The following is a 25,194-nucleotide window of genomic DNA, read 5'->3' as shown; positions in this document are numbered from 1 at the left end:
GCATGGAACTTAGCAACACGGCAACGAAGCGGGTCGGTCAGGACCGCGTCGCCGTCGTCACCGGCGCCGGTGGCGCTCTCGGCAGTGTGATCGCCCACCGTTTCGCCGCCGACGGATATACGACCGTCTTCCTCGGCCGCACGGAAGAAACCCTGTCCGAGGCGATCCGGCGCGGCCCGGAAGGCGCCGCCATGTATGCGCAAGTGGGCGATGTCTCGGACCTGGACACCATCACCGGGGTGATGGACTCGCTCGCCGAGCGGTTCGGCCGCCTGGACGTACTCGTCAACAACGCGGGGCTGGCCCTGCCCGGCACCGTGGACACGGTCGACCCCGCCGTCTACCGCACGATGATGGGCGTCAACGTCGACGGGGTCTTCTTCGCGTCGAGGGCGGCCCTCCCCCACCTCCGCGTGGTACGCGGCTGCATCGTCAACATCGGGTCCGTGGGAGGAGTCCGCGGGGACTTCCAGCAGGTCGTCTACAACACGACCAAGGGCGCGGTGACTAACCTGACCAACGCGATGGCGCTCGACCACGGCCGCGAGATCCGGGTCAACTCCGTCCAGCCCCTGACCACATGGAGCCACGACTACGTCCGTGCCGCCCTCGCGGAGGGGACCGAGTTGCGCACACGTTTCGACGACCGGGTGCCGATGGGACGCCCGGGGTATCCGGAGGAGGTCGCCGCGGTGGTCGCGTTCCTCGCCGGGCCCGACGCCTCGTTCGTCAACGGCGCGCACATCCCGGTGGACGGCGGCCTGACCGCGTCGAACGGCCAGACCGACCTCTACCGCAACGCGGGCTGACACGTCAGCGCAGGCCGACGTGCCGGGACGCCACCCCCACGACGCCCGCCGCCTCGAGGGCGGCCACGACCGATCCGGCCGCGGCCGCCCGAGCCCTTGTCGCAGGATGCGCGGTGGGCCGTGAACCTTGCCGCTGCGCGGCAGTTCCATGCGCGGGAGGGTCACCTCCTGGCGCCCCGCAAGGCGGTGGAGGTCGTGGGCGGTGTCGAGCACAAACTTGGGGCATTCCTGGACAACGCCCATCGCAGGGCCGCCAAGCTCAGCCCGCAGCGCCGTGCCGATCTCGATCAGCTCGGGATGCGCTGGTCCTAGAAACTAGGCACATCGAACCCATGTCGTCACCGGGAACATTCGAACGATCCATCACCGTCACGAACGAGCAGGGTCCGGCACCGTCGGAACGAGACCGCGACGCTCCGCGTCGCAGCCACAAGATTCGCTTCACCCCCAGCCTGAAGGCCGGAGCACTGCGAATGCATCCCGATGAACCGGTACACGAGGGTGCGCGTGACCAGCCTGGAGCCGCCCTCCAGCGCCTGCAAGAACGCGTAGAGCAGCTCGCCCACGGTGTCTCGCCCAGGCGCTGCTCGCTGAGCCACCGAGTCAGCCGGTCACGCGGGCCCGTGGTGACGCTGTCGGGCTCTGATCAGCATCCGGTGGCCAGCCGGCGGCTCGGCGGTGCGCTTGGCCGCCGCCCCGACGCGGCGGGCTCAGCCGCAACATGAGCAGTCCGCGCTATCGGCCGCAGCCGCCCCCCTTCCTCCGATGAGCGTCCGCTCCGGCGAAAGGATCACGTCGCCCCCTTCTCGACCATGTCCGTCTCGGTGCTCACTTCGGAGGAGGCATTCGTGGAGACGAAGCGGAGGCGCGTCGTGCACAGGGAGACGACGACGGCCGAGGCTGCCACTACGGCCATGCCCCAGGCCAGGTCGCTGACTTCGGCGACGAATCCGATCACCGCGGGCCCGATGAGCAGACCCGTGGTGCCCGTGGCGGCGACGACGGAGAGGGCTTGCGGCCCTTCGGCCGCGGCGGCGACGTAGAGGCATGGTGCCACGGCGGCCACGCCCAGCCCCACGCACGCGAAACCGATGAGCGCGGGAACCACACCTCCGGCCAGCAGGGCGAGGCCCAGTCCGATGCCGGCCGCCGCGCTGCCGACGCGGACGACCCTGGCGTCACCCCAGCGGCTGCGCCAGCCGTCACCGAAGAGGCGTGCGACGACCATGACGCTCGAGATGACGGCGATGCCCAATGGCGCTACCTGAGGCGACGCGTGGGCGATGTCCTTCAGATAGAGCGCGGACCAGTCGTTCATGGACCCTTCGACCACCTCGGCGAACACCATGGCGCAGCCGAGCCAGAGCACGGCCTGTGTCAGCCGGGTGAACCTGCGACGGCGCTTTCCCTCCTCCTGCTCGGCCACCGGCTCGCCTGAGGAGGCCGCGGAGGCCTCTTCCGCGAGCAGACGCGGACGTGCACACGCGAGAAGCGCGAGGAGGATCACCGAAGCGACGGCGAAGTGGGGGGCGATGTCCGAGGTCAGTGCCGTCACCCCCGATGACAACAGGGCGGCGAGGAACGAACCCGCACTGAAGGTGGCGTGCAGCTGCGTCATCGCCTTACGTCCATGGGCCTTCTCCAAAGCGGCGCCCTGCGCATTCATCGCCACGTTCAGACAGCCCACAGCCACGCCGTCCGCACAGAGAATCACCAGCGCCGTCGGGTAGTTGGGGGCTACGGCCAGCACAAGGAGGATCGCCACCAGGCTCAGCCCGGACAGCAGAGCGACGCGACGCGCCCCGAGGCGCTGCATCAGGAACGTGATGAGCGGAAAAGATGCCACCGCGCCCGCCCCGGTGACCACGAGCAGCAGGCCCACCTCGCCGGCACTCAGATCGAGGCGTTCCTTGAGGGCGGGAATGCGGGAGGCCCAGGTGGCGTACTGGAACCCCAGGAAACAGAACAGCGCCGCGATGGCCAACTGCGTACGCCTGAAATCGTCTAGGACACGGGGCACGGAAATCGGGCCACCTCCTCCGAAGGGCTGGTACCTCTGCCGGATACCGCGATGGACATGTACACGGCGTTTTCGCCGTAGCTCTCCGGGAGCCGGACCCGTGGGTGGGCCCGGTAACCGTGCGCGGCCCAGAACGGGGCCATGCCGTCGACGGCGACGAGCGAGATGTGCTCGAACCTCGGTCGCGCGGCGGCCGTCAACCGGGTCAGCAGGCCCCGCCCCCACCCGTTGCCCCGCTGCTCGTGAGCGACGACCATGTCGTGCAGATGGAGGTTGCGTGAGTCGTGTGCGGGCTCGTCGACCCGAGCCAGCGGCGGGTACTGGAACCTCGGGTACGGCAGCGCGAGCAGGTACCCCTTTATGTCTCCGTCGAGGTCCAGCACGAAGCAGGTGTCCGGTGAGGCGCGCCCCTTCGATTCCAGCGCGGCCCGGCCCTCGGTAAGTGAGGTTCCCGCATAGGCCGCTGTCTCCACCGCGGCTATGCCCGGCCAGTCATCGTCCCGCACGGGACGGATGTGCTTGTCGTGGCCGGCCCGCTCCTCGCTCACGCCGCCTCCGCATGGCCATGCCCGGCACGGGTCACCGTGTGCGGCAGTGGTCCAAAGCCGTTGAAGCCCTGCGTCATGTAGCTGGTGGCGTAGGCGCCGGCGGACAGGATCCACACCGGATCGCCGGAGGCCAGCGCCTTGGGCACGCGCAGGTGTGCGGCCCCGTAGGCGTCGTCGCTGTCGCAGGTGGGGCCGGCCACGACGGCCGCGACGTGCTCGCCATCGGCATGTCCCGGAAAGACGAGCCTGTGGCAGAGCTCGTCCATCTCGTAGAGGCCGTTGAATTTTCCGCAGCTCAGGTACAGCCAGTGCATCAGCTCTCCGTCGGTCTGCCGCCGCTCGGTGAGCCGGTAGACGTGTGCGCGGATCGCGCCGTGATCGGCGACCAGGTGGCGGCCGGGCTCCATGACGATGTCGAGAGGCGCCGCGTTCAGACGCCGCAGTTCGTCGATGCCTTCGCGCAGAACGGCGAACATCTTGTCCAGCGGCGGCTCCAGCGGGCGGCCGTGCCGGTCCAGGTATCCGAGGGCGGGCAGGCCGCCGCCGAGGTTGACGTGGTCCAGCACGATGGCCCGCTCACGCAGCGCCACCAGGACGTCCGCCAGCTGGTCGACGGCCTGACGCCACGCGTCGTACGTCATCTGCTGTGATCCCACGTGTACCGACAGCCCGGCCGGGGTCAGTCCGGCGGCACGGGCCACGGTCAGCACGCGGACGGCGTCGTCCTGGGAGCAGCCGAACTTGCGGCTGAGTCCCCACAGGGCGCCTTCCCCGCTGGTGGTGAGGCGGCAGTACACACGGGCGCCGGGGGCGTTGGCGGCGATGGCCGCCACGTCCTGGACGCTGTCCGTGGCGAACGTCCGCACGCCGAGCCGGTGGGCCTCGGCGATGCTCGCGTCGGACTTCACGGTGTTGCCGTAGTGGATGCGGTCCGCGGGCACGCCCAGCCGTAGCGCCTGCTCGATCTCGCCGGGGCTCGCCGCGTCGAATCCGGCGCCTCGGTCAGCGAGGCAGGTCAGTACCTCGTCGACCGGGCATGCCTTCATCGCGAACCGGACGGTGACCGGCAGTTCACGCACCAGGCGGTCGTACTGGCTCTCGATCCCGGTGAGATCGAAAACAACCCGGTCCGTTGAAGCTGCGGCCAGAGCGGAAGCCAGTCGCGTGCCCAGGTCCCAGCTCACGCGCCCGCACTCCCGAGGCCGGTCTCGCGGGCGGCGCTCGCGAGCACGGGCCAGGCGTCGATCAGGTACGCGAAGTCCTCCGTATCCTGTCGCGCCTCGTCCAGCAGCTGCTCCCGGCGTGCGTCCACCAGGTCGGCGAACTCGGCGTAGCGGCCGCCCAGTTTCCGATACGCCGTACTGACCCGGTCCAGGCGCCAGACGTTCTCCGTCTGCTCCAGACCGGCGCTCTGGCGCAGGAAGCCGGAGATGACGTCTCCGCGCACCTGCTCCTGCTCGTCCAGCAGCGCGGTGTCGGGGGCCGCGCCCATGCGGTCGTAGACGTCGTTGAGGTAGAGCATCGACAGCAGGAACTTCACAAACCGCAGCTGGTAGGCGCGGAAGCCGGCGTCGGTGCGTCGGAAGGGCGTGTAGAAGTTCTGGATATGGCGGTTGTGCAGTACGCCGGGCAGCGCGGCGTCGTGGACGAGGTGGATCAGGAAGTAGTCGCTGCCTATGGTGTCGGTTGCCGGGGGCAGCGGCACCCGCTCGTACACCTCGTGGTGGAAGGCGATGTTGCTCATGTCGACCTTCATGGGGTCGACGAGCGTCAGGGTGGAGTGGTCCTCGGTGAAGGGAGTGGTCCCGGCGCCCTTGAAGGACTCCTCTACGAGCTCTCCCTTCTGCTCGTCAGACCAGTGGGTGGGGGCCCACAGGCTGACGACGTCGTGGTAGACGCCCGCGTCGAGCTGCTCGATCTCCGCGATGTCCACGGACGGTTCACCGACGAAGGAGGCTCCGACCATCGACACCCGGCGCCGGCCGTGGTCCGGGGCGAGGACGGTCTCCGTCACATCCGCCGACGCCTGGGACGCGGTCTTCCCGAGTGAGGCCAGCTCGTGATGGATCGGAAAGACCGTTTCGCCATCCAGCACCTGGTAGCTGCAGTCCGAGTCCCTGCGGTGCACCGACCGGCAGCCGAGTGCGCCGGCGATGAGGAAGGCGCGGTTGGTACAAGCGCCGTAGGAGAGATCGGCCGGCAGCATCAGGGTGAGCAGCCGGTCGGGTGCGGCGAGGCCGGAGCGCTGGATCGTGCGGCGCAGGAACTCCCGTTGGCGTGCTTCGTCGAGGTGGTGGACGATCACGTCGGGGGTGGCCGGCAGGTCGGCCACCACGCGGGTGTGTTCCGTCCATGTGGCCTGGTCGCAGGAGTCGAGGATGAGCAGGTGCACCTCGGTGCCAAAGGTGCGGGCTGCGTACGCGGCCTCCTCGGCGATGCCGACGATGGCCTCCTCACACGCCCTGTTGGTCGGCAGGGCCAGACAGATCCGGTCGAGGCCGGTGGTGTGCTTCACTTGCCGCTCTCTCGTTCACTCCAGGAGTCGAGCCCCAGGAGTTTCCTGCCGAGGTCGTTGAGCGTCGCGGCACCGTAGCGAAGTGATTCGTGCCGATCGACGTCCCCGAGCAACGTCGCGTTCCAATCGGGTGTGCTGAGAGTCCGCCAGGAATCGACACGGGAGCGGCGCAGCGCTTCGTGCTCCTCCAGTGCCGGCATCATCGACAGGTACTGCACGGCCCGCACACCGTGGTCGGAGACGTTGGGTGCGACGCCGTGCGCCAGCAGTCCGTTGAAGATCAGCAGATCGCCGGCCTGCAGATCGGGACGTACCACGGAGAACTCGGCGCGGTCGATCGCGGGCCTGATCGGGTCCCGGTCGGCCGGCTGCTTGATCCGCCATTCATCGAACTGGTGGAACAGTTCCGGTGCGCACTGGAATCCGCCGAGTTCGGGCTGGGTGTCGTTGAGGGCCAGGATGCCCTGTACCCGCTGCGGCAGCACACCGAGGGTGGTGTCCACGTCCCAGTGCAGCTCGATGTCGAATCCCTCGTCGGTCGGCGCGATGAGGGAGCGTGAACGGCTGCCCCGGTTGGGCGGGTTGAGGTTCAGCCGGTCGAGGGTGACCCACAGCTCCTCGCAGTCCCACACGTCGGCGAAGGCTTCGTAGACCCGCTGGGTCTGCCGGTTGTCCCACATCAGCTGATGGTGGTACGCCTCGACGAAGCCGTAGACGTGCAGGTCACGGTCGAGGTCCGAGCGGAAATCACGTTCTTGGTACCAGGTTTCGGGCCGATCGGGGTCCAGCCCGGAGAACTCCCCGGCGAACTCGTACAGACTCTTTGCCGCGCCTGGAGAAACGGCGTTGCGCACGACGACATAGCCATACGTCTGCCAGAACGCGAAATCCTGTTCCGACAGTACGCGCAGCGACTGTGGCTTCTCGATTTTTATGTCTCTCAGTTGCGTCTGAGCAAGGTAGGTCTCACCGTCAGCGCTGAAATAGGGGCGCCGTGTCGGGGCGCGGTACAGGTACGGGTCGGACGTCGGCATGCGATCACTCCAAGGCGCGATTCCTCAGCGGTCGAGAGGAACTCTTGGCCGTTACCGATCGAGTTGAGGTTGCAGCCCAAAGTGGACTGGACCAATTGGTGATGTCAATCGTCACCAGGGAAAGTTGCCGCCATCTGCCTGTCAGCTGCCTGTTACCGGCCGAACCCGCTCCAGTACGCGGCACGGCGGGATGAATGGGGACTCAGGTGCCGACTGGGGGGGCGGACTGCCCGACTTGCGGGTGTGAGCACCATGACAATGGGCAGCCGGCGGCCAGGGGCCGCCAACCATGCCGAGGGTCCGGCCTGTGGTGCATGACCTGGACCGTTCTCGGGTTCAGATCCGCCCGGACGATCACCGCGCCGTATCCGGCCGGTCGCGGGACCCCGTCGGTGTCGCCCCACACTTTCCAGTTGGACTAGACCAACCGCGAGTGTGCGGGCTATAACGAAATACCTGCAGTGCGCCCGGAAGGCGGGTCATGACCACCAGAGTGAGCGTCGTCCAAGACGGCACCGGCATGCCTGGTGCCGTTACACGGGTGCCGAAGTACTACCGAGTCAAGCAGTACATCCTCGAGATGGCGGAGTCGCTGGGGCCGGGAGAACGCGTGCCCGCCGAGCGATTACTCGCCGTCCGCCTTGACTCCTCGCGCACCACGGTCCGACAGGCGCTGCAAGAGCTCGTCAGTGAAGGCAAGTTGGACCGGATCCACGGGAAGGGCACGTTCATTGCACGGCCGAAGCTCTACCGCGCCCTTCAACTCACGTCCTATACCGAGGACATGCTGGCCCAGGGACTCGAACCTGCCTCACGGATCCTCGATACGCGTTCCATCAAGGCGGACGAGGAACTGGCACGCCTGCTCGCCATCGACATCGGCGAGGAGGTGGTGCTCCTCGAACGACTTCGGCTGGCCGACGGCGAGCCCATGGCGATCGAGTCGACCCACCTGTCCGCACGGCGTTTCCCTGGCCTGCGCGAAACGCTGACCAGGTACAGCTCTTTGTACACGGCACTCGCCGAGGTGTATGGAGTCCACCTCCTGGAAGCCGAGGAGGGCATCGAGACCACGCTCGCGAACCCGTACGAGGCCGGGCTGCTCTCGACCATCGTGGGCGTTCCCATGATGCTGCTGTCCCGACACTCCCACGATACGGAGGGCAGACCGGTGGAGTGGGTCCGTTCGGTGTACCGCGGCTCCCGCTACAAGTTCGTGGTGACATTGCTGCCCACCGCGGACCGGGCCTTGGATTGATGTGCCATCGATCAAGGCCGTTCGTCCCTCTTCTCGGGCACTCCATGCTCATGGCCGGACCCGCGACCGCGCTGCGGCCCGCTGATCGCGCCACCCGTGCTCGGAAGCGGCCTTCACCTCACTGCGAACGCCCCGATCACACGTCAAGAACTGGTCCCTCCAGGCCCGCCGCACGGCCGAGCTCGTTGAGGATCAGTGCCGTCCCGCCAACCCTGGGAAATTCGTGACACGACAGGGTGTTCTCACCAACCGGACCGAAGCCGCCCCGACGCCGCCCGAAGCCGGCCGACCACCGACAGCCGGAATCGGTGAAAGCGCAGACCGCCTGGAGGTCCCAGGACGCTCACCGTCCCCGGCCCCGCGAGTTCAGACGTCCGTTCCCACGTCCCGGACATCGTTGTCGTCACCCCTCGCGGAAACGCTGATCACGGCACGCGAGGCCGCCTGTCTGACCCAGCAAGACCTCGCGGAGCGATCCGGGGTGAGCGTGCGGGCCATCCGCAACCTCGAGACCGGACACACCTTCCGTCCCCGCAAGCAGTCACTCCTTCTGATCGCCAAGGCCCTCGGACTGCCCTCGGACGACATCGGTCGGCTGATGCGCCGGCCGAGCGCCGCAGACCATCACCCGTCACCGCGCGGTCTCCTACCGGCCGAACTACCCCCGGCTCCTCGCCACAGCCTCGTCGGTCGCGCGACACACCTTGCCTCCCTGCGGGCGCACCTCTCAGCCGCGGAAGACGGCCACACCGGCCGACCCCTGGTCGTCGTCGGACCGCCCGGTGCAGGGAAAACCGCACTGGTCATCAAGGCCGCACACGGTGCGCGCGACCGGTTCCCGGATGGTCAGGTCTTCGTGGACCTCCACCCGACCATGTCCACCACACCACTGAAGCCGGACGAGATCGTTCCCCGGGTCCTGCGCTCCCTCGGCGCCGGACCGGTGGCCGACCATCCGGAGGAGGCAGCCGCCCGATTACGGGACACGCTGAGCAGAAAGCGCGTCCTCGTCGTCCTGGACAACGTCGACAGCGAGGCACAGGTGCGACCACTGCTGATAGACGGTTCGTGCAACGCCGTGCTGGTGGCCGCGCGCCGCGAACTCCCCGCTCTCACCGGGCAAGTCCGTCAACGCATCGATGCCCTCAGCGACAAGGACGCCCTTCGGGTGCTGCAGGACCAGCTCGGCACCGCACGCACCGCCGCAGAACGATCGGCCGCGCACAGGGTGCTGCGGTTCTGCGGCGGTCTGCCTCTGGCCCTCCAGATCGCGGGGCTGTGGCTGTCAGGGCGACCACACCGGTCGCTGCGCGATCTGGCGGACCGGCTGGCCAACGAGCAGGACCGGCTTCGCTTCCTGCGCATCGGCGATCTGTCGCTGGAAGCCAGTGTGGCGGCCTACTACAGCTCGCTGCCGACTCCGATCCAGGCCGCATTACTCCGGCTGAGGAACGTGAACGGCGACTTCAGTGCCGACGACATGGTGACCGAGGTGACCCCGTCGCCAGGAATGGCCGCGGATCTCCTCGACGAACTGGTCGAACGCCACCTGGCGTACGCGGTCACAACGCACACCGACGGCCAGCGGCGGTACCGGCTCCACGACTCCGTGCGTCAGTACGTGGCCTACGGCCCGGTCGGATCCTGGCACCCAGATCGCGTCAAGGGCGAGATCTGGGTCCCCCGGCAGGCTGCGCACAGTGGGTGAGAAGAGGAGCGCAAGCCTCCTTCGCGCCACCATCAGAGTCCGGCCGAAGCCGATACCACCGCAGGCGCAGTGCTTGGCCGGGCGGCCCGGAGTCAGCCGGAAGGCGTGGCCGACAGCCGGATGCGACGTAGGTCGGCGGCAGTGGTCGGCGGCAGTGCAAGCCAGGCTTACGAAGGCGCAGACGGCGCATATGCAAATGTCCTCGTCCAGTTCGCCGGGCTTGAAATAGTCGTGTGCGACGTTCCGGCCGCCTGAAACGCCGCGCATAGTTCGTCCGACATGCCGAGCAGATCATGCCAAAAGTTGCAAATGAGCCTCCGCCCGCCCCCGGGCCCCCGGAGCCCCCCGGGGCGCCTGCCCGGCGGTCGTCATCGGGCTCTGCCGCATACACAAGGTCACTGTTCGGCCTCGCCGACGCCGACGGGCCGCGAGAGCTCAGCCACCCGCCGGTTGATTGTTCGCAGTCCCGGGGCCACCCTGGAACGCATGGATGATGGTGTCTCCGCCTCCGCAGGATCGCATGTGCCCTCCTCGGGGTGGGGTACGCCACTGGCGGTGACGGACACACAGGGCCGTGTCGTGGCTTGGAGCACCGACGCGGCGCTGCTGGTCGGCCTCGACTCCGCAGAAGCCGTCGGCCGCCCGGTTGGCGACGTGCTGGGAACGGAGCCCCGATGGCTGACGGGCTCAGGGGAATGGCACGGCAAGCTTGAGATCCGGCGCGTGCAAGGGGACAGTCAGCAGGTGCCCATATGGGCCTCTCGCCTGGCCGGGGGCGTCGGCGAGGAACCGCTGTGGCTGCTGGCCAGGGAGCCTGGGGAGGCATTTCCGGCAGGCCAGACGCTGGCGAACTGGCTTCTGACCGGGTGCCCGGTCGCGGTGGCGATCTACGACGCTCACTCGCACTGCGTAGTGCAGAACGAGGCGATGTGGCGTCTGCTGGGCGTGCCCCACGAGGAGCAAGCTGGTCAGGACTTGTCCGCGGCTCTGACCGGCGCCGGCGTCACGGAGTGGGAAGCGCGGATGCGGCGGGTGCTGGAGACGGGACGGCCGGAGGTGGATTTCCTTCTCCTGGGCAGGACCCTGTCCGATGCCCGTTATGACCGGCGCTTCACCGCTTCGGCTTCTCCGCTGCGCGGCCGGGCCGACCAGGTGGTCGGCGTATGCGTTACGGTGACCGACTCGACCGAGCAGCGCAGCGCCCAGGAGCGACTGGCGCTGCTGAACGAGGCGAGCATACGCATCGGCCGCACCTTGGATGTCATGTGCACCGGTCAGGAACTGGCCGATCTGGCGGTTCCCCGGCTCGCCGACTTCGTGTGTGTCGACCTGGTGGACGCGCTCCTCAGCGGCGAGGAGCCCCCTCCGGGCCCGGCCGCCGGAGCCGTGCTGCGCCGGGTGGCGAACCGGTCCATTCACGAAGGCACACCGGAAGCCGTGATCGCCGTAGGCGATGTGGACTTCTACGAGGCGAACTCAGCACAGGCCCATTGCCTGGCCACCCGTCGTTCCGCACTGTATCGGACCAAAAGTGAGGCCGCCTGGGTGAGGGAAGATCCCCAGCGCCTGGCCAAGGTTGCGGAATACGGATTCCATTCCTGGATGACTGTGCCCGTGGATGCCCGTGGCACGACGCTGGGCGTGGCGATGTTCCTGCGATCGCAGAATCCCGTGTCCTTCGATGAGGAGGACCTGTCCTTGGCGGAAGAAGTGGTGGCGCGTGCCGCAGTCTGCCTGGACAACGCCCGCCGTTTCACGCGCGAGCGCACGGCGGCCCTGACATTGCAGCGGAGCCTGCTGCCTGAACGACTCCCGGAGCAGTCCGCGGTGCAGGCGGCCTTTCGCTACCTGCCCAGTGCACCCGAGTTCGGTGTGGGCGGCGACTGGATCGACGTGATTCCCCTGTCCGGGGCGCGGGTGGCACTCGTCGTCGGCGATGTAGTGGGTCACGGTCTCCAGGCCTCGGCGACCATGGGCCGGTTGCGCACCGCGGTGCGCACCCTCGCCGACGTCGACCTGGCTCCGGACGAACTGCTGACCCACCTGGACGACATCGTCATCCGACTGGCTTCCGAGTCCGCGGCGGGTACGGAAGGAATTGCCGCGAGCGATATCGGAGCCACGTGTCTTTATGCCGTCTACGACCCGGTAACCGGTCGCTGCTCCCTCGCCCGTGCGGGCCACCCTCTCCCTGCGGTGGTGCGGCCTGACGGGACCGCCGCTCTCCTGGACCTACCTGTCGGCCCTCCACTCGGTCTGGGCGGACTGCCGTTTGAGTCGACCGAGGTGGAGCTGCCGGAGGGCAGCCTCCTCGCGCTCTACACCGACGGCTTGATCGAATCCCGCCAGCAGGACGTGGACACAGGTCTTGAGCGACTGTTGGGCGAGTTGTCAGGCGGGCAGGCCTCGCCCGATGCCCTGTGCGACCAGGTCGTCGCAGCCCTGCTGCCCAGCCACCGAACCGATGACGCCGCATTGCTGCTGGCGAGAGTCCAACGCCTCGACACCGGCCAGGTCGCGACCTGGGACGTACCCCCCGACCCCGCAGCGGTCTCCGGAACCCGCGCAGACGTCATCCGTCAATTGAGCGACTGGGGCTGTGAGACCGCCGGGTTCGTCACCGAGCTGGTGGTCAGCGAGCTGGTCACGAATGCCATCCGGTACGGCAGCGCCCCAATTCAGGTACGGCTCATCCGTGATCGGTCGCTGATCTGCGAGGTAATCGACGGAAGCAACACAGCGCCGCATCTGCGACGCGCCCGTGCGTTCGACGAGGGCGGCCGTGGCCTGATGCTCGTTGCGCAGCTCACCCAGCGCTGGGGCACACAGCAGACATCGAACGGCAAGGTCATCTGGTGCGAGCAGGCGCTCTCCCCCGACCTGTGAGCCGCATGCCACCGCTCGTAGCGGCGGTTTCCCTCCCCAGGGCTGGGATGGAAAAGATCGGGTAGCGCATGGGCGCCACGAGTGCGGTTTCGTCGCCACCATCTCGGCGGCGTAGACGACAAGGCTCGTGGGGGTAGGCATTCCGAGAGTCGAGACGGTCGTCGTGCACCGCAAGGTCGGCTCGTGAGATCCATGGCTGCCGGGCACGGCAGGCAGGCCGCCTCGCGTCGCGCCGCCGTCGATGGTGAGCGCTCGGAAAACGTGTGACGGAATCTAGCCATGCCCCATCCCTGTCCGTAGAGTGAGCGCTACATACAGGGCTGACCTGAGCAGCAGGCACATGCCCTCTGACGCGCTCAACCCCAGCTCAGAGCCTTCCAGGAGAAGGCCAATCCACGTCGCAACGAAGCGAGGTACTCCATGAGCGTTCTCGAGCAGGTCAAAAACGCGCCAATGAGCAGGGTGCAGATCCGCACGATCGTGCTGTGTCTCACCATGAACCTGCTGGACGGGTTCGACCTCCTGGCGACCTCGTTCGTCGGACCGGCGATCGGCAAGGAATGGGGCCTGTCCGCGTCGAAGGTCGGCGTTCTGCTCAGCAGCGGCCTGGCGGGTATGGCCTTCGGGGCACTCTGCGTCGCCCCGCTCGCCGACCGCATCGGGCGCCGCCGCTTGACCCTCGCGAGTCTGGTGATGGCCTCGCTGGGCATGCTGGGCGCGTCCGCGTCGCAGAACTTCGACCAGCTCCTCGCCTGCCGGGTGCTGACCGGCACGGCAGTGGGAATCATGGCCGCCTGTCTGCCCGTGCTCGCCTCCGAAGCCGCGAACCACAAGCGCAGAGGACTGGTCGTCGCTCTGATCACGACCGGCTACGGCCTCGGCTCAGTCGCGGCCGGGCTCCTGGCCTACTTCCTGGTCATCCCGTTCGGCTGGAGGCCCGTGTTCCTCATCGGAGGCATCGGCACCGCATTGCTCTTCGCGGTCGGCCTGCGCCTCCTGCCCGAGTCCGTGGACTACCTCATCGCGAGCCGCCCCAGTGACGCTCTGGCCAAACTCAACCGGCAGCTCGCCGAGATGGGGCACTCCCCGGTCGACGAGCTGCCCCAGAGGGCCGAGACACCCAATGTCGCAGTCAAGTCTCTGTTCTACCGTCGTAACGCCGTTCGGACAGTTCTGCTCTGGATTGCCCTCACGGCCGCGATGACGGCGTTCTACTTCGCGAGTTCCTGGACACCCGCTCTGCTGCTCAAGGCCGGTCTGTCCGCGAAGCAGGGGATATTCGGCGGCGTGCTCTTCGGCCTGGGCGGCGTCTCAGGCGCGGTGGCGCTGGCACTGCTGGTATCTCGAATCGAGACTCGCCGGCTGACCGCTGCCTACTTCGCGGTCGCGGCACTCGCACTCGTTCTCTTCTCGACTATGCTCGGGACCCTGGCCGGTGCACTGGTCACCGCCGCACTCGTCGGGTTCTTCCTCAACGGCTCGGTGTCGGGACTCAACGTCATCATTCCGGGCATGTACCCGGCCGAGGCCCGCACCACCGCACTCGGCATGGCCGTCGCCGTGAGCCGACTCGGCGCCGTGCTCGCCCCGACGCTCGCAGGCCAACTGCTGGATGCCGGATGGGCTCCGGAATCAATGTTCCGCTTCTTCGCGCTGCCGGCCCTGGTCGGCGCCGGGGCCACTGCTCTCCTCATGGTCGGCGAGCGGGTGCGCAGCAAGGCGGAAGCCCCGGTGAGCGTGCCTGCGTGAGCTGGGGCGGCGCGTCGGCCGGCCCGGTCAGCCAGGGTGCATGGAACGAACTTCCACGCTGAGAGCGCAGGCCGAGGGCCCTGGACAGGAACGCGCGTTGTTCTTCCGAAAGGCTGGGAGAACAGCGCGCGTTTCTGATGAGCCGCCGTCGTGGCGACGACGGTGCGCTGCATCGCCGCGTTCCTTCCGCTCGTGCCTGCCGAGCTCTCACATGTAGTCAACGCGTCTGCGGTAGTGCCCTCATGGGTCTTCGTCACGTCGACGTGTGAAGACGTGAGGCGCAGCCAGCCGGTCCCGTACGCAGTTGCGTCGCGGCTGCGCCGGGAACAGCGGACCTCGCGCCCGGCTGACAGCGGCTCGGTGGGCGCGGCAAGTCGGCAGCGGCGCGCGGGCGACGCCGAGTAGGGCACCAACCGCTCCGGCGTCCGCCAGACACGGGACGACCCCCAACGAGCTCAGGCTTGGCGGCAGGTCGAGGAGTGTGAAGTGGCTTGATCGCGGGCTCGGGCCAGGTCGTCGGCTTGGCGAAGCGGAACTCCGGGCCATGCTTCCACCGCGTGCGGCGGGTCGTGTCGCAGATGGATCAGCGTGGCCACCAGCCGGTCGACGAACACCAGCCGGTGGCGGGCGCCGACACCAGCGGCCCGCTTACGCACTGTCCCTCCTAAATGAATGAACGCTCACTTTGATTTAGCAGTCGCACATCGATTCGGTTCCGTTCACCCGTGGACATGACTGGCCGTCACATCTCGTCAGGCAAGGAGCACTTGTGCCCAGGGTCAGCCAGGAGTACCTGCATGCCCGCCGCACAGGCATCGTGGAAGCGGCACGCGCCGTATTCGCCGAGAAAGGGTTCGCCGCCGCGCCGATGGCCGCCATCGTCAAGGCGTCGGGGCTGTCGACCGGCACGTTCTACCGGTACTTCCCCAGCAAGGCCGCGCTCGTGGCCGAGATCGTGAGCGGGCGGGACGGCACGGAAGGCGGCGATTACCCCGCCGACGAGACGCCGCGAGACCTGCTGGGCCGCCTCATGTCCTACGTGACGCCGCCCGGCGTGTCCGTGGACCACGCGCGCCTGGTCGTCCAGATCTGGGCCGAGGCGTCCACCTCCGAGGAGTTGGCCGCCGTAGCCGTGTCCCGGCACACCTCGCTGCGCGACCATCTGGCGGGCCTGTACGCGCCACACCGCGAGGACGGCGCCCAGGCCGCGGAGGCGACCTCGGCGGACCGGACCCGGGCCGAGGCGGCCCTGGCCGCGCTCATCGGCTACGCCACCCTCGCCGCCGTCGCCGCACCGGCCGATTTCGCGGCGCTCGGCCGACAGATCGAGGCGGCTTTCGCCTGAGTTCTCAATTGAATCGCGGGGGCTGGTGGGCCGCCTCCTGCGCACTCCCGGCCTCAGCGACCGTGCCGTTTCCGTCACCATGACGCCGTGCGATGGCGTCCGGTCACCCTGACGGAGGCAGTGGCTTCACGCCGGCGTCACACCGTTGCGCAATGCCCGGGACAGGCCGAGGGCCGCCGTCCGTACGGCAGGCGCGAGGTTGGCCGGCCGGAACTGCTGCTGGGGAACCGCAACGGAGAGGGCTGCGACGACCGTGGCCCCGGCGAAGACAGGCGCGGCGATGCAACTTACGCCCACGGCCGCTTCCTGCTCCTCGTAGGCCAGGCCGGACACCTGGATCTGCTCGAGTGCGGTACGCAATGCCATGGGATCGGTGATCGAAAAGGGGGTGAGGCGCGGCAGCTCCCGTGTTTCGAGGTCGTACGCCGCTTCTTTGGAGAAGGCGAGGAGGGCCTTGCCAATCGCCGTGCAGCTCAGTGGCAGTCTCCCGCCGATACGTGACGGGAGCGCCAGCGAGTCATGGCCGTGAATGCGTTCGACGTAGACGATGTCGAAGCCGTCCCGCACACCGAAATGCACGGTCTGGCGTGTGCTCTCGTAGAGGTCCTGGAGGAACGGGAGCGCGGTCTCCCGCAGGTCCAGCCGCCGGGAAACCAGGGAACCCAGTTCGAACAGGTGGTTGCCGAGCCGGTAGCGCTCGCCGTCGTGTTCCAGGAAACCGAGCTGCACCAGATTCCCCGCGAGCCGAAACGCCGTGGTCTTGGACAATCCGGTGCGCGCCACCAATTCCGCGAGGCGGAACTCTCCTCCCGACGGATGGAAGGCATCCAAGATCAGCGCCGCCTTGTCGAGCATGTTTCCTGTCGTGCCGTTCCGTGACATGGAACGAACTTTGGCACATGAAGCACAGGACCTCTATATCTGAGGAACACAACAAACTTTGCTTGCGGAGGTCCACGTATGGCTGGCTCCACCCCCCCTGATTCCGAATCCCCCCCTGTTGTCCAGGAGGCCGCGGACCTGCTGGCGGAAGCTGTCGCGAGCGGAAAGCCGTGTCCTCCGGTCAGGGGCCAGATCTCCGCCGGGGATGTCAGCACCGCCTACGCCGTCCAGCGACTGAACAACGAACGGCGGCTGGCCGAAGGGCACCGTCTCGTCGGACGCAAGATCGGTCTCACCTCGGAGGCGGTACAGCGCCAACTCGGCGTCGACCAGCCGGACTTCGGCGCACTGCTCTCCGACATGGTGGTCCCCCAGGCCGGCCTGGTCCCCTTCGGCCGGCTGCTGCAACCTAAGGTGGAGGCGGAGGTCGCCCTCGTCCTCAACGCCGACCTGCCGGACGCGGACTGCACGATCGAAGACGTGATCGCCGCCACCGAGTACGCGGTACCGGCCCTGGAGATCGTGGACAGCCGCATCGCCGACTGGGACATCACCTTCGTCGACACGGTCGCGGACAACGCCTCCTCCGGCCTGTACGTGCTCGGAGACCAGCGCGTGCGACTCGACGAGGTGGATCTGGTCACCGTCTCCATGAGCATGTCGAAAAACGGCGAAGTCGCCTCCGAGGGCACAGGCGCCGCCTGCCTCGGCAGCCCGCTGAACGCCGCGCTCTGGCTGGCCCGCATCCTGGCCGAACTGGGCGATCCGCTGAAGGCCGGAGACGTCGTCCTGACAGGTGCGCTCGGACCGATGGTCGTCGCCGCCCCGGGTGACGTCTTCGCCGCCTCGATCTCCCAGCTGGGCGACGTGTCTGTCCGGTTCGCCCCGGAAACCGCCAGCGAAGGTGGAAGTAATGAGTGATCGCACCAAGGTAGCCGTCATCGGGTCGGGCAACATCGGCACCGACCTCATGATCAAGGTCCTGCGGTTGTCGGAGCGCCTGGAGATGGCAGCGATGGTCGGCATCGACCCGGACTCCGACGGTCTGGCCCGTGCCGGACGGCTGAAGGTCGCCACCACACACGAGGGCATCGACGGCCTCGTCAAGATGGACGAGTTCGCCGACGTCGAGTTCGTCTTCGACGCGACGTCCGCCGGAGCCCACCGGCATCACGACGAGGTCCTGCGCAAGCTGGGTCGGACGGTGATCGACCTCACGCCGGCGGCGGTCGGCCCGTACGTCGTGCCGCCCGTGAACCTCGACGAGCACCTCGAGGCGCAGAACGTCAACATGGTCACTTGCGGAGGCCAGGCCACCATCCCGATCGTCGCCGCGGTGGGTGCCGTCACACCCGTGCACTACGGGGAGATCATCGCCTCCATCTCGTCACGCTCAGCGGGCCCGGGTACCCGGGCCAACATCGACGAGTTCACCGAGACGACGTCCTCCGCCATCGAGAGGGTCGGCGGAGCGGCGCGAGGCAAGGCGATCATCGTCCTCAACCCGGCCGAGCCCCCTCTGATCATGCGCGACACCGTGCACTGCCTGGTCTCGGACGCCGACACCGAGGCGATCACCGAGTCGGTGGAGGCCATGGTCGGCCGCGTCCAGGCCTACGTACCCGGCTACCGGCTCAAGCAGAAGGTCCAGTTCGAGGCCGTCACCAGCGACGACCCCCTGCGCTCCCTGCTGCCGGCGGACGTGTCGGGTGACCCGACCAAGGTGTCCGTGTTCCTCGAGGTGGAGGGAGCGGCACACTACCTGCCTTCCTACGCCGGAAACCTCGACATCATGACGTCCGCCGCGCTGCGCACAGCCGAGCGGATAGCTGACCACCGCGCCGAAGGAGCCATCCGATGAGCCGTCTGTACGTGCAGGATGTGACCCTGCGGGATGGCATGCACGCCATACGCCATCGCTACACCGTGGACCAGGCCCGGGCCATCGCCGGCGCCCTGGACGCCGCAGGTGTCGCCGCCATCGAGATTGCCCACGGCGACGGGCTGTCCGGTTCATCTATCAACTACGGCGTGGGGGCGCACACCGACTGGGAGTGGATTGAAGCCGTCGTCGACGCCACGGAGAGAGCCGTCCCGACGACGTTGCTGCTGCCGGGCATCGGCACATTGCACGATCTGCGCCAGGCCCACGCCCTGGGCATTCGGTCCGTGCGTGTCGCCACGCACTGCACCGAGGCGGACATTTCCGCCCAGCACATCAGCGCCGCACGGGAACTGGGCATGGATGTGGCGGGCTTCCTCATGATGTCCCACATGGCCGAGCCCGCCGAACTCGCCCGCCAGGCCAAGCTGATGGAGTCCTACGGCGCCCAGTGCGTCTACGTCACCGACTCCGGCGGACGGCTGACCATGGACGGCGTGCGGGAGCGCTTCCAGGCCTATCGCGACGTCCTCGACCCCGCTACCGAGATGGGCATCCACGCCCACCACAACCTCGCCCTGGGAGTCGCCAACACGGTCGTCGCGGTCGAGAACGGTGCCGTCCGTGTCGACGCCTCCCTCGCGGGACAGGGCGCCGGGGCGGGCAACTGCCCGCTGGAGGCCTTCATCGCGGTCGCGAACCTCATGGGCTGGGAACACGGCTGCGAGCTGTTCCCGCTGATGGACGCGGCAGACGACCTGGTCAGGCCGTTGCAGGACCGGGAGGTCCGCGTGGATCGCGAAACCCTCAGCCTCGGATACGCCGGCGTGTACTCCAGTTTCCTGCGGCACGCAGAGGCGGCCGCGGCCCGCTTCGGCCTCGACACGCGGACCATCCTCGTGGAGGTCGGGCGGCGTGGCATGGTCGGTGGCCAGGAGGACATGATCACCGACGTCGCACTCGACCTCGCCGCGACGGTCCGTGGCTGAACGACAGGGATTCGGCGCTGGGGATTGACTTCCTCCCCCGCCTAAAGGCGGGGGATTCCAGCGGTCGCCCACTGGGGTTCTTGCTTCACCGACGACCGCCCCATCCGGGAGGCCCCCCGTTGAGGTCTTACACCGTCTCCACAGGCAGACACCGCCAGCCCGGCGGCCAGGATGTTGCGTGCCGCGTTCACGTCAGGGTCATGCACCGCGCCGCACCACCTACGCACGTCCACTCACGGACGTTCAACGGCAGCTTCCCGCGGACCGTGCCGCAGCTTCCGCATAGCCTCGAGCTGGGAATAAGCGGTCGACCACGACGAATTCGCGCCCGTACCAGGCGCACTTGTATTCCAGCGTGATGCGCAGGTCCGTCCAGGCCGCATCGGAGATGGCGCCGTGAGCGCGCCGTTCTTCAGCGGGTTGCGGACGGTCAGGTCCTCGATCACGACCGTTTGGACGCCCCTATGAGTGTCAAGTCGTGATGGTCTGGTCGGTGTGAGATCGGTTCGTGGCAGGAGCGAGAAAATCTCGCGGGCAACATAGCGTTTGAGGAACCTGATCACTTCGCTCCGGGTCTTGCCCTCGCTGATGCGCCGTGTGAGGTAAGTCTGGGTGCGGGGCTCCCAGCGCACGCGGCTGTGCACGATGCGGTACAGGGCCGCGTTCGCCTGCCGGTCACCGCCGCGGTTCAGGCGTCTGCGTTGCTGTTTGCCCGAGGAACGCTCCGCGACTTGTAGCGCGGATACTTCGCACGCTTGGCGCAGAAAGCTGGCGAACGCAGTCTGCAGATGACGCAGCGCCCGCTGCAGCGGACCGAGGACACCTCGTACAGGAAGGCCAGCTCCTCGCTCTTCTTCCACTGGGTGAGCGCGGCCGAAGGCTGCACATAGGAGATCCGGCGCTGCTCGCCGTACCACGCCCGGGTCCGCTCCTCCAACGCCTTGTTGTACCCCAGGCGGACACAGCCGAACGTGCGCGACAGCTCCGCCGTCTGCTCGTTCGTGGGATAGAAGCGGTACCTGAACGCTCGCTTGACCTGCTCCGCGATACCTCACGCTCTATCAATTCCCGTGTGAGCGGCGGGTGTCGGCCTTTGGGCGGTGGGCGCCGAGCCGTCCCGGCAGCGAACCGGCCCTCCCTGCCCTGCTCCGCAGGAGCTTCGTTTCCTCCCCCAGCCTGAAAGCCGGGGGAGGAAACGAAGGAAGGCCGTCGAAGCCCTCAACGACCGCGATCCCGAAGGCGCCCGTCAGCGAATGCGCGCCCACCTACTCGACGTCCGCACCACCCTGCTGGCACCACCCAAAGGGTTCCATGTAACCCCACGCGCTCAGGACGAGCAGGCGCGCCACATGCACCGTCAGCCGCAAACAGATCTTGCGGTCCGGACCTGGCCCACCCCGGCCGCCGTGCCCGCGCCATGCGCCTCAGCGGGCAGACCCGCGGCGGCCTCCGGGTGAAGGAGAGCAGGGGCTTCGAGCGCCCACGACCCACCGTCTACCGGAAGTTCATGTTGCGCGCCCAACCGTGTCCGGGCAACTGCCTCAGGTGATCAGTCCGGCGCTGATCAGCCAGATGTGTTCGCACGTCGCCGACGCCTCCTGGAGCTTTTCGCGGGATTCCTGCGAGGCGTGGTAGAAGGACCGCTCGATCATCCAGCACAGGGCACGTGCCATCGCCGAGGCCTGGTCCGGTGCGGTGCCGGCCTGGACTCCGGCACGTTCGAGGACTGCGGTGATGGCCGCGATGAACAGATCAGCCGTGTGGTTCCACAGCTCTCCGATCTCCGCGACGGTCAACGACAGGTCGATCGCCGTACGCATGACCAGGCCATGTTCGTTCCACAGCTCGACCGTGCGGTGCATGGCTGTGGCAATGGCCTGACGCGGATCGTCCGTCTGCGCGGTGGCCCGGGACCGTTCCCAAAGATGCTCCACGGTCCGGGCCACGAGTGCCGTGACCACTTCTTGCTTGGAGCCGAAGTAGAAATACAGGGCACCGCGTGAGATGCCGGCACCCTGGGCCACATCGCCGATGGTCATGGCGTCGTAACCCTTGCGTGCCAGCAGGGCCTCGCAGGTGTCGAGGATGGCCCGCTCTCGGACATCGCCCTTGCGTTCAGTGGTGCGACGGCCGCGCGCGGGGTGGTGGCCGGGCATCAGAGCTGAGCGCCCTCGGCGAAGTCGGTCGTACGGGAGAGTGCCTCCCATGCGCGGATGTCCTCGTCCACGGCCGTGCGGGCGGCGGTGATCAGCCGCAGCGCGTCCGAGCCCAGGACGAGGTGGGACGGCGGCTGCTCGACCGAGGTGATGTGCACGACCGCCTCCCCAGCCTTGGCCGGATTGCCCAGCTGGTTTCCGCTGGCCTTCTGCCGCGCCTCGCGGACGGGGACAAACAGCTCGTCGTAGTCGTCGACGGTCCGCGCGACGCGGGTCATGGACCGTCCGGCCCAGTCCGTGCGGAAGGAGCCGGGCTCGATCGCCGTCACATGGATTCCGAACTGCGCGACTTCCTTGCCCAGCGTATCCAGGATGCCCTCCAGGGCGAACTTACTGCCGTGGTAGGCGGACAGACCGGGCACGGTCATGAGCCCGCCCATGGAGGTGACGGCCATCAGATGTCCGTGGCGGCGGCGCCGCATGTGAGGCAGTGCCGCCTGCAGGGTGGCCATCGCACCGAACACATTGACCTCGAACTGCCGCCGCACCTCGGCCAGCGGAGTTTCCTCGAAGGTCCCCTCCAAGCCGTAGCCGGCATTGGCGATGACGACGTCGAGTGGGCCGACGCTCCGCTCGACCTCCGCGACCACACTGTGGACAGCCTCATCGTCCGTCACGTCCAGGATGCGGCCGTGAGAGTGCCCGGGCCTGAGCTCTTCGAAGGCCCGCAGGTCCTTCTCGGACCGGACGGTGCCGACGACGGTGTGCCCCGCGGTCAAGGCGGCTTGCGCGAAAGCGCGCCCCAGCCCCGTGCTGACTCCGGTGATGAGCCAGTTCTGCTTGTCCATTGTTCCTCCAGAGTGCCCACGGTCTGCTCGGCAGACCGGACGCTCCTCGTGGGGAGCCAGGTCGCCCCCTTCAGAAAAAGTCTACACCGTGTCGATTTTTATCATCACGACGTCGAGTCTGCCGGATATCGCGCGATCGAATCAGGACCCATCCGCGTCGGCACATCGCGCTGATCAACACCATCAAGACTCAGAAGCCGGGCGGTCCGCCAGAACGGGACCGCGATCACCCCAGCGACAACCAGCGGGCGTCAACTTGCCCCGGCCCTGAGGCCTGTCCCGTAACGGCTGATCTTGGCGACACTGATCTTGGCGTGTCTGGTCTGATCACGGCTTCGGAGCCGTCCTGGATAGTCCCCTTCGCCGGGCTGAGCCCGCGGCAGTTCGGCAAGCTGGTCACCGCCCTGTGGCGCGAAGGCGCGGACTCGGCCTGCAAGGGCCGGCCGTGGAGCCTGCCGCTGCAGGATCGGGTCCTGCCGATCACCGCGTATTGGCGGACGAACCTGACGCTGCGGCAGCTCGGCCCTCTGTTCGGTGTGTCCAAGTCGGCTGCCGCGCGGATCATTGGGGCATCTCGGACAGTTACTCGCCTTGCGGCAGCGCAAGCGGTTCCGCAAGGCGGCCGTGCCGATCGTGGACGGCACTCTGGCCCCCACCCGTGATCACGCTGTCGCCGAGCAGTCGAAGAACTATCGGTACTCCACCAACCACCAGGTCGTCATCGACGCCGACACCCGGCTCGTCGTCGCCGTTGCCCGGCCCCTGCCCGGCAACCGGAACGGCTGCAAGGCATGGGAACTGTCCGGAGCCAAAGCCGCTGTCGGAAAGGCCGTTGTCATCGCTGACGGTGGATACCGAGGCACGGGCCTGGTTATCCCTCACCGCCGCGAGCGCGGCCAGGAAAAACTTCCCCCGTGTTCTTCTCCGTACTCGTCGTGCTGTCCCCGCCGTGGCGGGCCCGTTCCGCCCGTACCCAGTTCCGCAGCGTCTCTCGGCTGATTCCCAGGTCCGTGCCGATACCTTCGAAGGTGTGGCCGGGATCCGACAGGTACAGCGCGACAGCGTCCGCCTTGAACTCGGGCGAGTAGACCTTCATCACCATAAGAGATCCCTCCTCCCCGGGCCCCTGTCGGGGCCGGGCTCACAGGTGTCCACCACCCGGGGACAGATCCCTTGCTTCGTGAGGCCGATGGTGTGAAGTCTGGGGCACGAGTCGGCTTACGCCTGTCTCATTCCAGGACGCCCGGATCTGTTCCGTGCTTGCACCAGGCAGGGTCCACGCCTGGGCGCACGCCCCCCGGCCGGCGGTACGTCCAGGACATGGCCGACCGTCGTGCGTATCCGAGTGATCTGTCCGATGCCCGCCGGGAGTTGATGGAGCCGGTCCTGTCCGCGTGGCGCTTCGTACGTCGCGGCCGGGCCCTGGACTTCGGCCGGCCGCCCGAGCATGACCTGCGCGAAATCATGAGCGCGATCTTGTACGTGGACCGCACCGGGGTGCAGTGGCGCTACCTGCCGCACGACTTCCCGAACGGGAACAGGGTCTACGGCTACTTCGCCAAAGGGCAGTCTGACGGCATTTTCGCCCAGCTCAACGGTCTCTTACGGGAGTTGGTGCGTCAGCAGGAGGGCAAACACGGGCAAACACCGTCACCCCTCCGCCTGCGTGATCGACGCCCAGAGCGTCAAGACCTCCACGCGAAAAGATCGTGGGCCGCAAGCGCAGCATCATCACCGACACCCTCGGCCTGCTGCTCGCGGTGCTGGTCACTGCAGCCGGCGTCCAGGATTCCACCGCCGGCCGACCCCTCCTGGAGCGGGCCGCCACCGACCACCCCACCCCGCGCAAGGTCTGGGTCGACGGCGGCCACCGCAAGCACTTCGTCGAGCACGCCGCAGCCCTCGGCATCGACCTCGAAATCGTCCAACGCACCCCCGGAACCAGGGGATTCACCCCGATCCCGAAGCGCTGGACGGCCGAGCGGACCTCTGGCCGGCTGATGCTCCACCGCCGCCTGGCCCGCGACTGCAAGACCCTCCCTGCCCGCTCCAAACCAACAGATCCTTCAGCGGCTCCGGGCCAAGTTTCACGCGCGCCCTCGAGATCGCTGCCGTGGTCGGCACCTGCCACGAACCCGACCAAGCGTTTCGCCCAGGTGAGCCCGTGCGTCAGCAGCCAGGCGACCTCTTCATAGCCCTTTGTGGCAACCAGGGATTCCCGGGCGATCGCGAGATAGGGGTTAACCTCAATACCAGTGACTTAAGGGTCTCGACTGGTAGCGTGGCATCCAGGAGGTGCCTGGATGCCACGCCCTGGGCAGGTCAAGCCGGAGACGGATGAGCGGTTGTCGGACCGGATCGCGGTCGGGCTGCTAACGCGTACATTTCCGCCGGAGCTGGTGGACCGGGTGGTCGCTGAGTCCGGTCGTTCGGGTCAGCGCACTCGGCTGCTGCCGCCGCGGGTGGTGGTCTACTTCGTGCTGGCGATGTGCTTGTTCTCCGGGCAGGGGTATGAGGAGGTTGCGCGGCTGCTCACGCAGGGCCTGACCTGGGCGAAGCGCTGGT

19 protein-coding genes and 5 pseudogenes are annotated in these 25,194 nt (G+C 67.8%); 13 read left to right on the top strand and 11 right to left on the bottom strand.

The window, feature by feature from the left end:
* Positions 1–2 precede the first annotated feature (2 nt).
* Together budC and H293_RS51660 are read left to right on the top strand one after the other, a co-directional pair.
* A complete protein-coding gene (budC, locus tag H293_RS0144875) occupies positions 3–809 on the top strand; it encodes a meso-2,3-butanediol dehydrogenase (protein ID WP_020124302.1) in 807 nt (268 codons plus the stop codon).
* Between the two features lie 96 nt (positions 810–905).
* Positions 906–1,121 (top strand): helicase associated domain-containing protein, encoded by a 216-nt coding sequence (locus H293_RS51660; protein ID WP_259294697.1) that lies wholly within the window; start codon positions 906–908, stop codon positions 1,119–1,121.
* 478 nt (positions 1,122–1,599) lie between these two features.
* Here the strand turns inward: H293_RS51660 and H293_RS51655 are convergent, their stop codons facing one another.
* Genes H293_RS51655 through H293_RS0144840 form a run of 5 tightly spaced genes read right to left on the bottom strand, consistent with a single transcriptional unit; the run spans position 1,600 to position 6,926 of the window.
* Complete coding sequence (locus H293_RS51655; RefSeq protein ID WP_033416557.1) at positions 1,600–2,829, bottom strand: MFS transporter; 1,230 nt, start codon at positions 2,827–2,829, stop codon at positions 1,600–1,602.
* Positions 2,814–3,377 carry a GNAT family N-acetyltransferase gene (locus H293_RS51650; protein WP_020124298.1) on the bottom strand — a complete coding sequence of 188 codons (564 nt, stop codon included), beginning with the start codon at positions 3,375–3,377 and terminating at the stop codon, positions 2,814–2,816. Before H293_RS51650 ends, H293_RS51655 begins: the two co-directional genes overlap by 16 nt.
* Positions 3,374–4,561: a type III PLP-dependent enzyme gene (locus H293_RS0144850; protein WP_020124297.1), complete on the bottom strand. Its 1,188-nt coding sequence runs from the start codon at positions 4,559–4,561 to the stop codon at positions 3,374–3,376. Before H293_RS0144850 ends, H293_RS51650 begins: the two co-directional genes overlap by 4 nt.
* The gene (locus H293_RS0144845) at positions 4,558–5,892 is read right to left on the bottom strand and encodes a DUF6271 family protein (RefSeq protein ID WP_020124296.1); all 1,335 of its coding nucleotides are present in this window, start codon (positions 5,890–5,892) and stop codon (positions 4,558–4,560) included. The genes H293_RS0144850 and H293_RS0144845 overlap by 4 nt, the downstream gene beginning before the upstream one ends.
* Positions 5,889–6,926, bottom strand: coding sequence for a phytanoyl-CoA dioxygenase family protein (locus tag H293_RS0144840; RefSeq protein WP_020124295.1), 1,038 nt, complete (start codon positions 6,924–6,926; stop codon positions 5,889–5,891). The genes H293_RS0144845 and H293_RS0144840 overlap by 4 nt, the downstream gene beginning before the upstream one ends.
* A gap of 481 nt (positions 6,927–7,407) precedes the next feature.
* Here H293_RS0144840 and H293_RS0144835 point away from each other — a divergent pair, with 481 nt between their 5' ends.
* The 4 genes from H293_RS0144835 (at position 7,408) to H293_RS0144820 (ending at position 14,527) form a co-directional block, all read left to right on the top strand.
* On the top strand, positions 7,408–8,184 hold the full coding sequence (locus H293_RS0144835; RefSeq protein ID WP_033416554.1) for a GntR family transcriptional regulator: 777 nt from the start codon (positions 7,408–7,410) through the stop codon (positions 8,182–8,184).
* Positions 8,185–8,581: 397 nt separating this feature from the next.
* A complete protein-coding gene (locus tag H293_RS0144830; protein WP_259294696.1) occupies positions 8,582–9,892 on the top strand; it encodes a helix-turn-helix domain-containing protein in 1,311 nt (436 codons plus the stop codon).
* A 486-nt stretch (positions 9,893–10,378) separates the two neighbouring features.
* Positions 10,379–12,778, top strand: a complete 2,400-nt coding sequence (locus H293_RS0144825) for an ATP-binding SpoIIE family protein phosphatase (protein ID WP_106968584.1) — start codon at positions 10,379–10,381, stop codon at positions 12,776–12,778.
* A gap of 453 nt (positions 12,779–13,231) precedes the next feature.
* Positions 13,232–14,527 (top strand): MFS transporter, encoded by a 1,296-nt coding sequence (locus H293_RS0144820; protein ID WP_259294694.1) that lies wholly within the window; start codon positions 13,232–13,234, stop codon positions 14,525–14,527.
* Between the two features lie 551 nt (positions 14,528–15,078).
* On the opposite strand, the pseudogene H293_RS60980 reads toward H293_RS0144820, so the two are convergent.
* Positions 15,079–15,189 (bottom strand): annotated as a pseudogene (locus H293_RS60980) (transposase family protein); the annotation flags it as partial.
* A 107-nt stretch (positions 15,190–15,296) separates the two neighbouring features.
* Here H293_RS60980 and H293_RS51640 point away from each other — a divergent pair.
* Positions 15,297–15,872 (top strand): TetR/AcrR family transcriptional regulator, encoded by a 576-nt coding sequence (locus H293_RS51640; protein ID WP_020124289.1) that lies wholly within the window; start codon positions 15,297–15,299, stop codon positions 15,870–15,872.
* A 126-nt stretch (positions 15,873–15,998) separates the two neighbouring features.
* Here H293_RS51640 and H293_RS0144805 read toward each other — a convergent pair whose 3' ends face one another.
* A complete protein-coding gene (locus H293_RS0144805) occupies positions 15,999–16,727 on the bottom strand; it encodes an IclR family transcriptional regulator (protein ID WP_020124288.1) in 729 nt (242 codons plus the stop codon).
* A gap of 105 nt (positions 16,728–16,832) precedes the next feature.
* On the opposite strand from H293_RS0144805, the gene H293_RS0144800 reads away from it, so the two are divergent.
* Genes H293_RS0144800 through dmpG form a run of 3 tightly spaced genes read left to right on the top strand, consistent with a single transcriptional unit; the run spans position 16,833 to position 19,625 of the window.
* On the top strand, positions 16,833–17,675 hold the full coding sequence (locus tag H293_RS0144800; protein WP_020124287.1) for a 2-keto-4-pentenoate hydratase: 843 nt from the start codon (positions 16,833–16,835) through the stop codon (positions 17,673–17,675).
* On the top strand, positions 17,668–18,615 hold the full coding sequence (locus H293_RS0144795; RefSeq protein WP_020124286.1) for an acetaldehyde dehydrogenase (acetylating): 948 nt from the start codon (positions 17,668–17,670) through the stop codon (positions 18,613–18,615). Before H293_RS0144800 ends, H293_RS0144795 begins: the two co-directional genes overlap by 8 nt.
* Positions 18,612–19,625 carry a 4-hydroxy-2-oxovalerate aldolase gene (gene dmpG / locus H293_RS0144790; protein WP_020124285.1) on the top strand — a complete coding sequence of 338 codons (1,014 nt, stop codon included), beginning with the start codon at positions 18,612–18,614 and terminating at the stop codon, positions 19,623–19,625. Before H293_RS0144795 ends, dmpG begins: the two co-directional genes overlap by 4 nt.
* A gap of 41 nt (positions 19,626–19,666) precedes the next feature.
* Here the strand turns inward: dmpG and H293_RS61855 are convergent.
* From H293_RS61855 to H293_RS0144775, 3 genes and pseudogenes are all read right to left on the bottom strand, one after another.
* A pseudogene (locus H293_RS61855) lies at positions 19,667–20,673 on the bottom strand (RNA-guided endonuclease InsQ/TnpB family protein).
* Positions 20,674–21,166: 493 nt separating this feature from the next.
* Positions 21,167–21,781 (bottom strand): TetR/AcrR family transcriptional regulator, encoded by a 615-nt coding sequence (locus H293_RS0144780; RefSeq protein ID WP_020124284.1) that lies wholly within the window; start codon positions 21,779–21,781, stop codon positions 21,167–21,169.
* The gene (locus tag H293_RS0144775) at positions 21,781–22,629 is read right to left on the bottom strand and encodes an oxidoreductase (RefSeq protein ID WP_020124283.1); all 849 of its coding nucleotides are present in this window, start codon (positions 22,627–22,629) and stop codon (positions 21,781–21,783) included. The genes H293_RS0144780 and H293_RS0144775 overlap by 1 nt, the downstream gene beginning before the upstream one ends.
* 314 nt (positions 22,630–22,943) lie before the next feature.
* On the opposite strand from H293_RS0144775, the pseudogene H293_RS56220 reads away from it, so the two are divergent.
* A pseudogene (locus H293_RS56220) lies at positions 22,944–23,541 on the top strand (transposase family protein); the annotation flags it as partial.
* Here the strand turns inward: H293_RS56220 and H293_RS51630 are convergent.
* Positions 23,507–23,731 (bottom strand): annotated as a pseudogene (locus H293_RS51630) (transposase); the annotation flags it as partial. The pseudogenes H293_RS56220 and H293_RS51630 overlap by 35 nt on opposite strands.
* Positions 23,732–23,949: 218 nt before the next feature.
* On the opposite strand from H293_RS51630, the pseudogene H293_RS54385 reads away from it, so the two are divergent.
* Together H293_RS54385 and H293_RS51625 are read left to right on the top strand one after the other, a co-directional pair.
* Positions 23,950–24,824: pseudogene (locus H293_RS54385) on the top strand (IS5 family transposase).
* Between the two features lie 108 nt (positions 24,825–24,932).
* The coding region (locus tag H293_RS51625; protein WP_033416549.1) for a transposase domain-containing protein at positions 24,933–25,194 on the top strand (262 nt) is incomplete at its 3' end.

The sequence above is a fragment of the Streptomyces canus 299MFChir4.1 genome, from assembly GCF_000383615.1.
Lineage (GTDB): Bacteria > Actinomycetota > Actinomycetes > Streptomycetales > Streptomycetaceae > Streptomyces > Streptomyces canus_C.
This window is presented reverse-complemented; position numbering and strand designations above follow the sequence as displayed.

Coding starts and splice junctions, on each gene's coding strand:
- budC (WP_020124302.1), top strand. CDS start 3: ATGGAACTTAGCAACACGGCAACGAAGCGGGTCGGTCAGGACCGCGTC.
- H293_RS0144840 (WP_020124295.1), bottom strand. CDS start 6,926: ATGCCGACGTCCGACCCGTACCTGTACCGCGCCCCGACACGGCGCCCC.
- H293_RS0144835 (WP_033416554.1), top strand. CDS start 7,408: ATGACCACCAGAGTGAGCGTCGTCCAAGACGGCACCGGCATGCCTGGT.
- H293_RS0144825 (WP_106968584.1), top strand. CDS start 10,379: ATGGATGATGGTGTCTCCGCCTCCGCAGGATCGCATGTGCCCTCCTCG.
- H293_RS0144820 (WP_259294694.1), top strand. CDS start 13,232: ATGAGCAGGGTGCAGATCCGCACGATCGTGCTGTGTCTCACCATGAAC.
- H293_RS0144805 (WP_020124288.1), bottom strand. CDS start 16,727: ATGCTCGACAAGGCGGCGCTGATCTTGGATGCCTTCCATCCGTCGGGA.
- H293_RS0144800 (WP_020124287.1), top strand. CDS start 16,833: ATGGCTGGCTCCACCCCCCCTGATTCCGAATCCCCCCCTGTTGTCCAG.
- H293_RS0144795 (WP_020124286.1), top strand. CDS start 17,668: ATGAGTGATCGCACCAAGGTAGCCGTCATCGGGTCGGGCAACATCGGC.
- dmpG (WP_020124285.1), top strand. CDS start 18,612: ATGAGCCGTCTGTACGTGCAGGATGTGACCCTGCGGGATGGCATGCAC.
- H293_RS0144780 (WP_020124284.1), bottom strand. CDS start 21,781: ATGCCCGGCCACCACCCCGCGCGCGGCCGTCGCACCACTGAACGCAAG.
- H293_RS0144775 (WP_020124283.1), bottom strand. CDS start 22,629: ATGGACAAGCAGAACTGGCTCATCACCGGAGTCAGCACGGGGCTGGGG.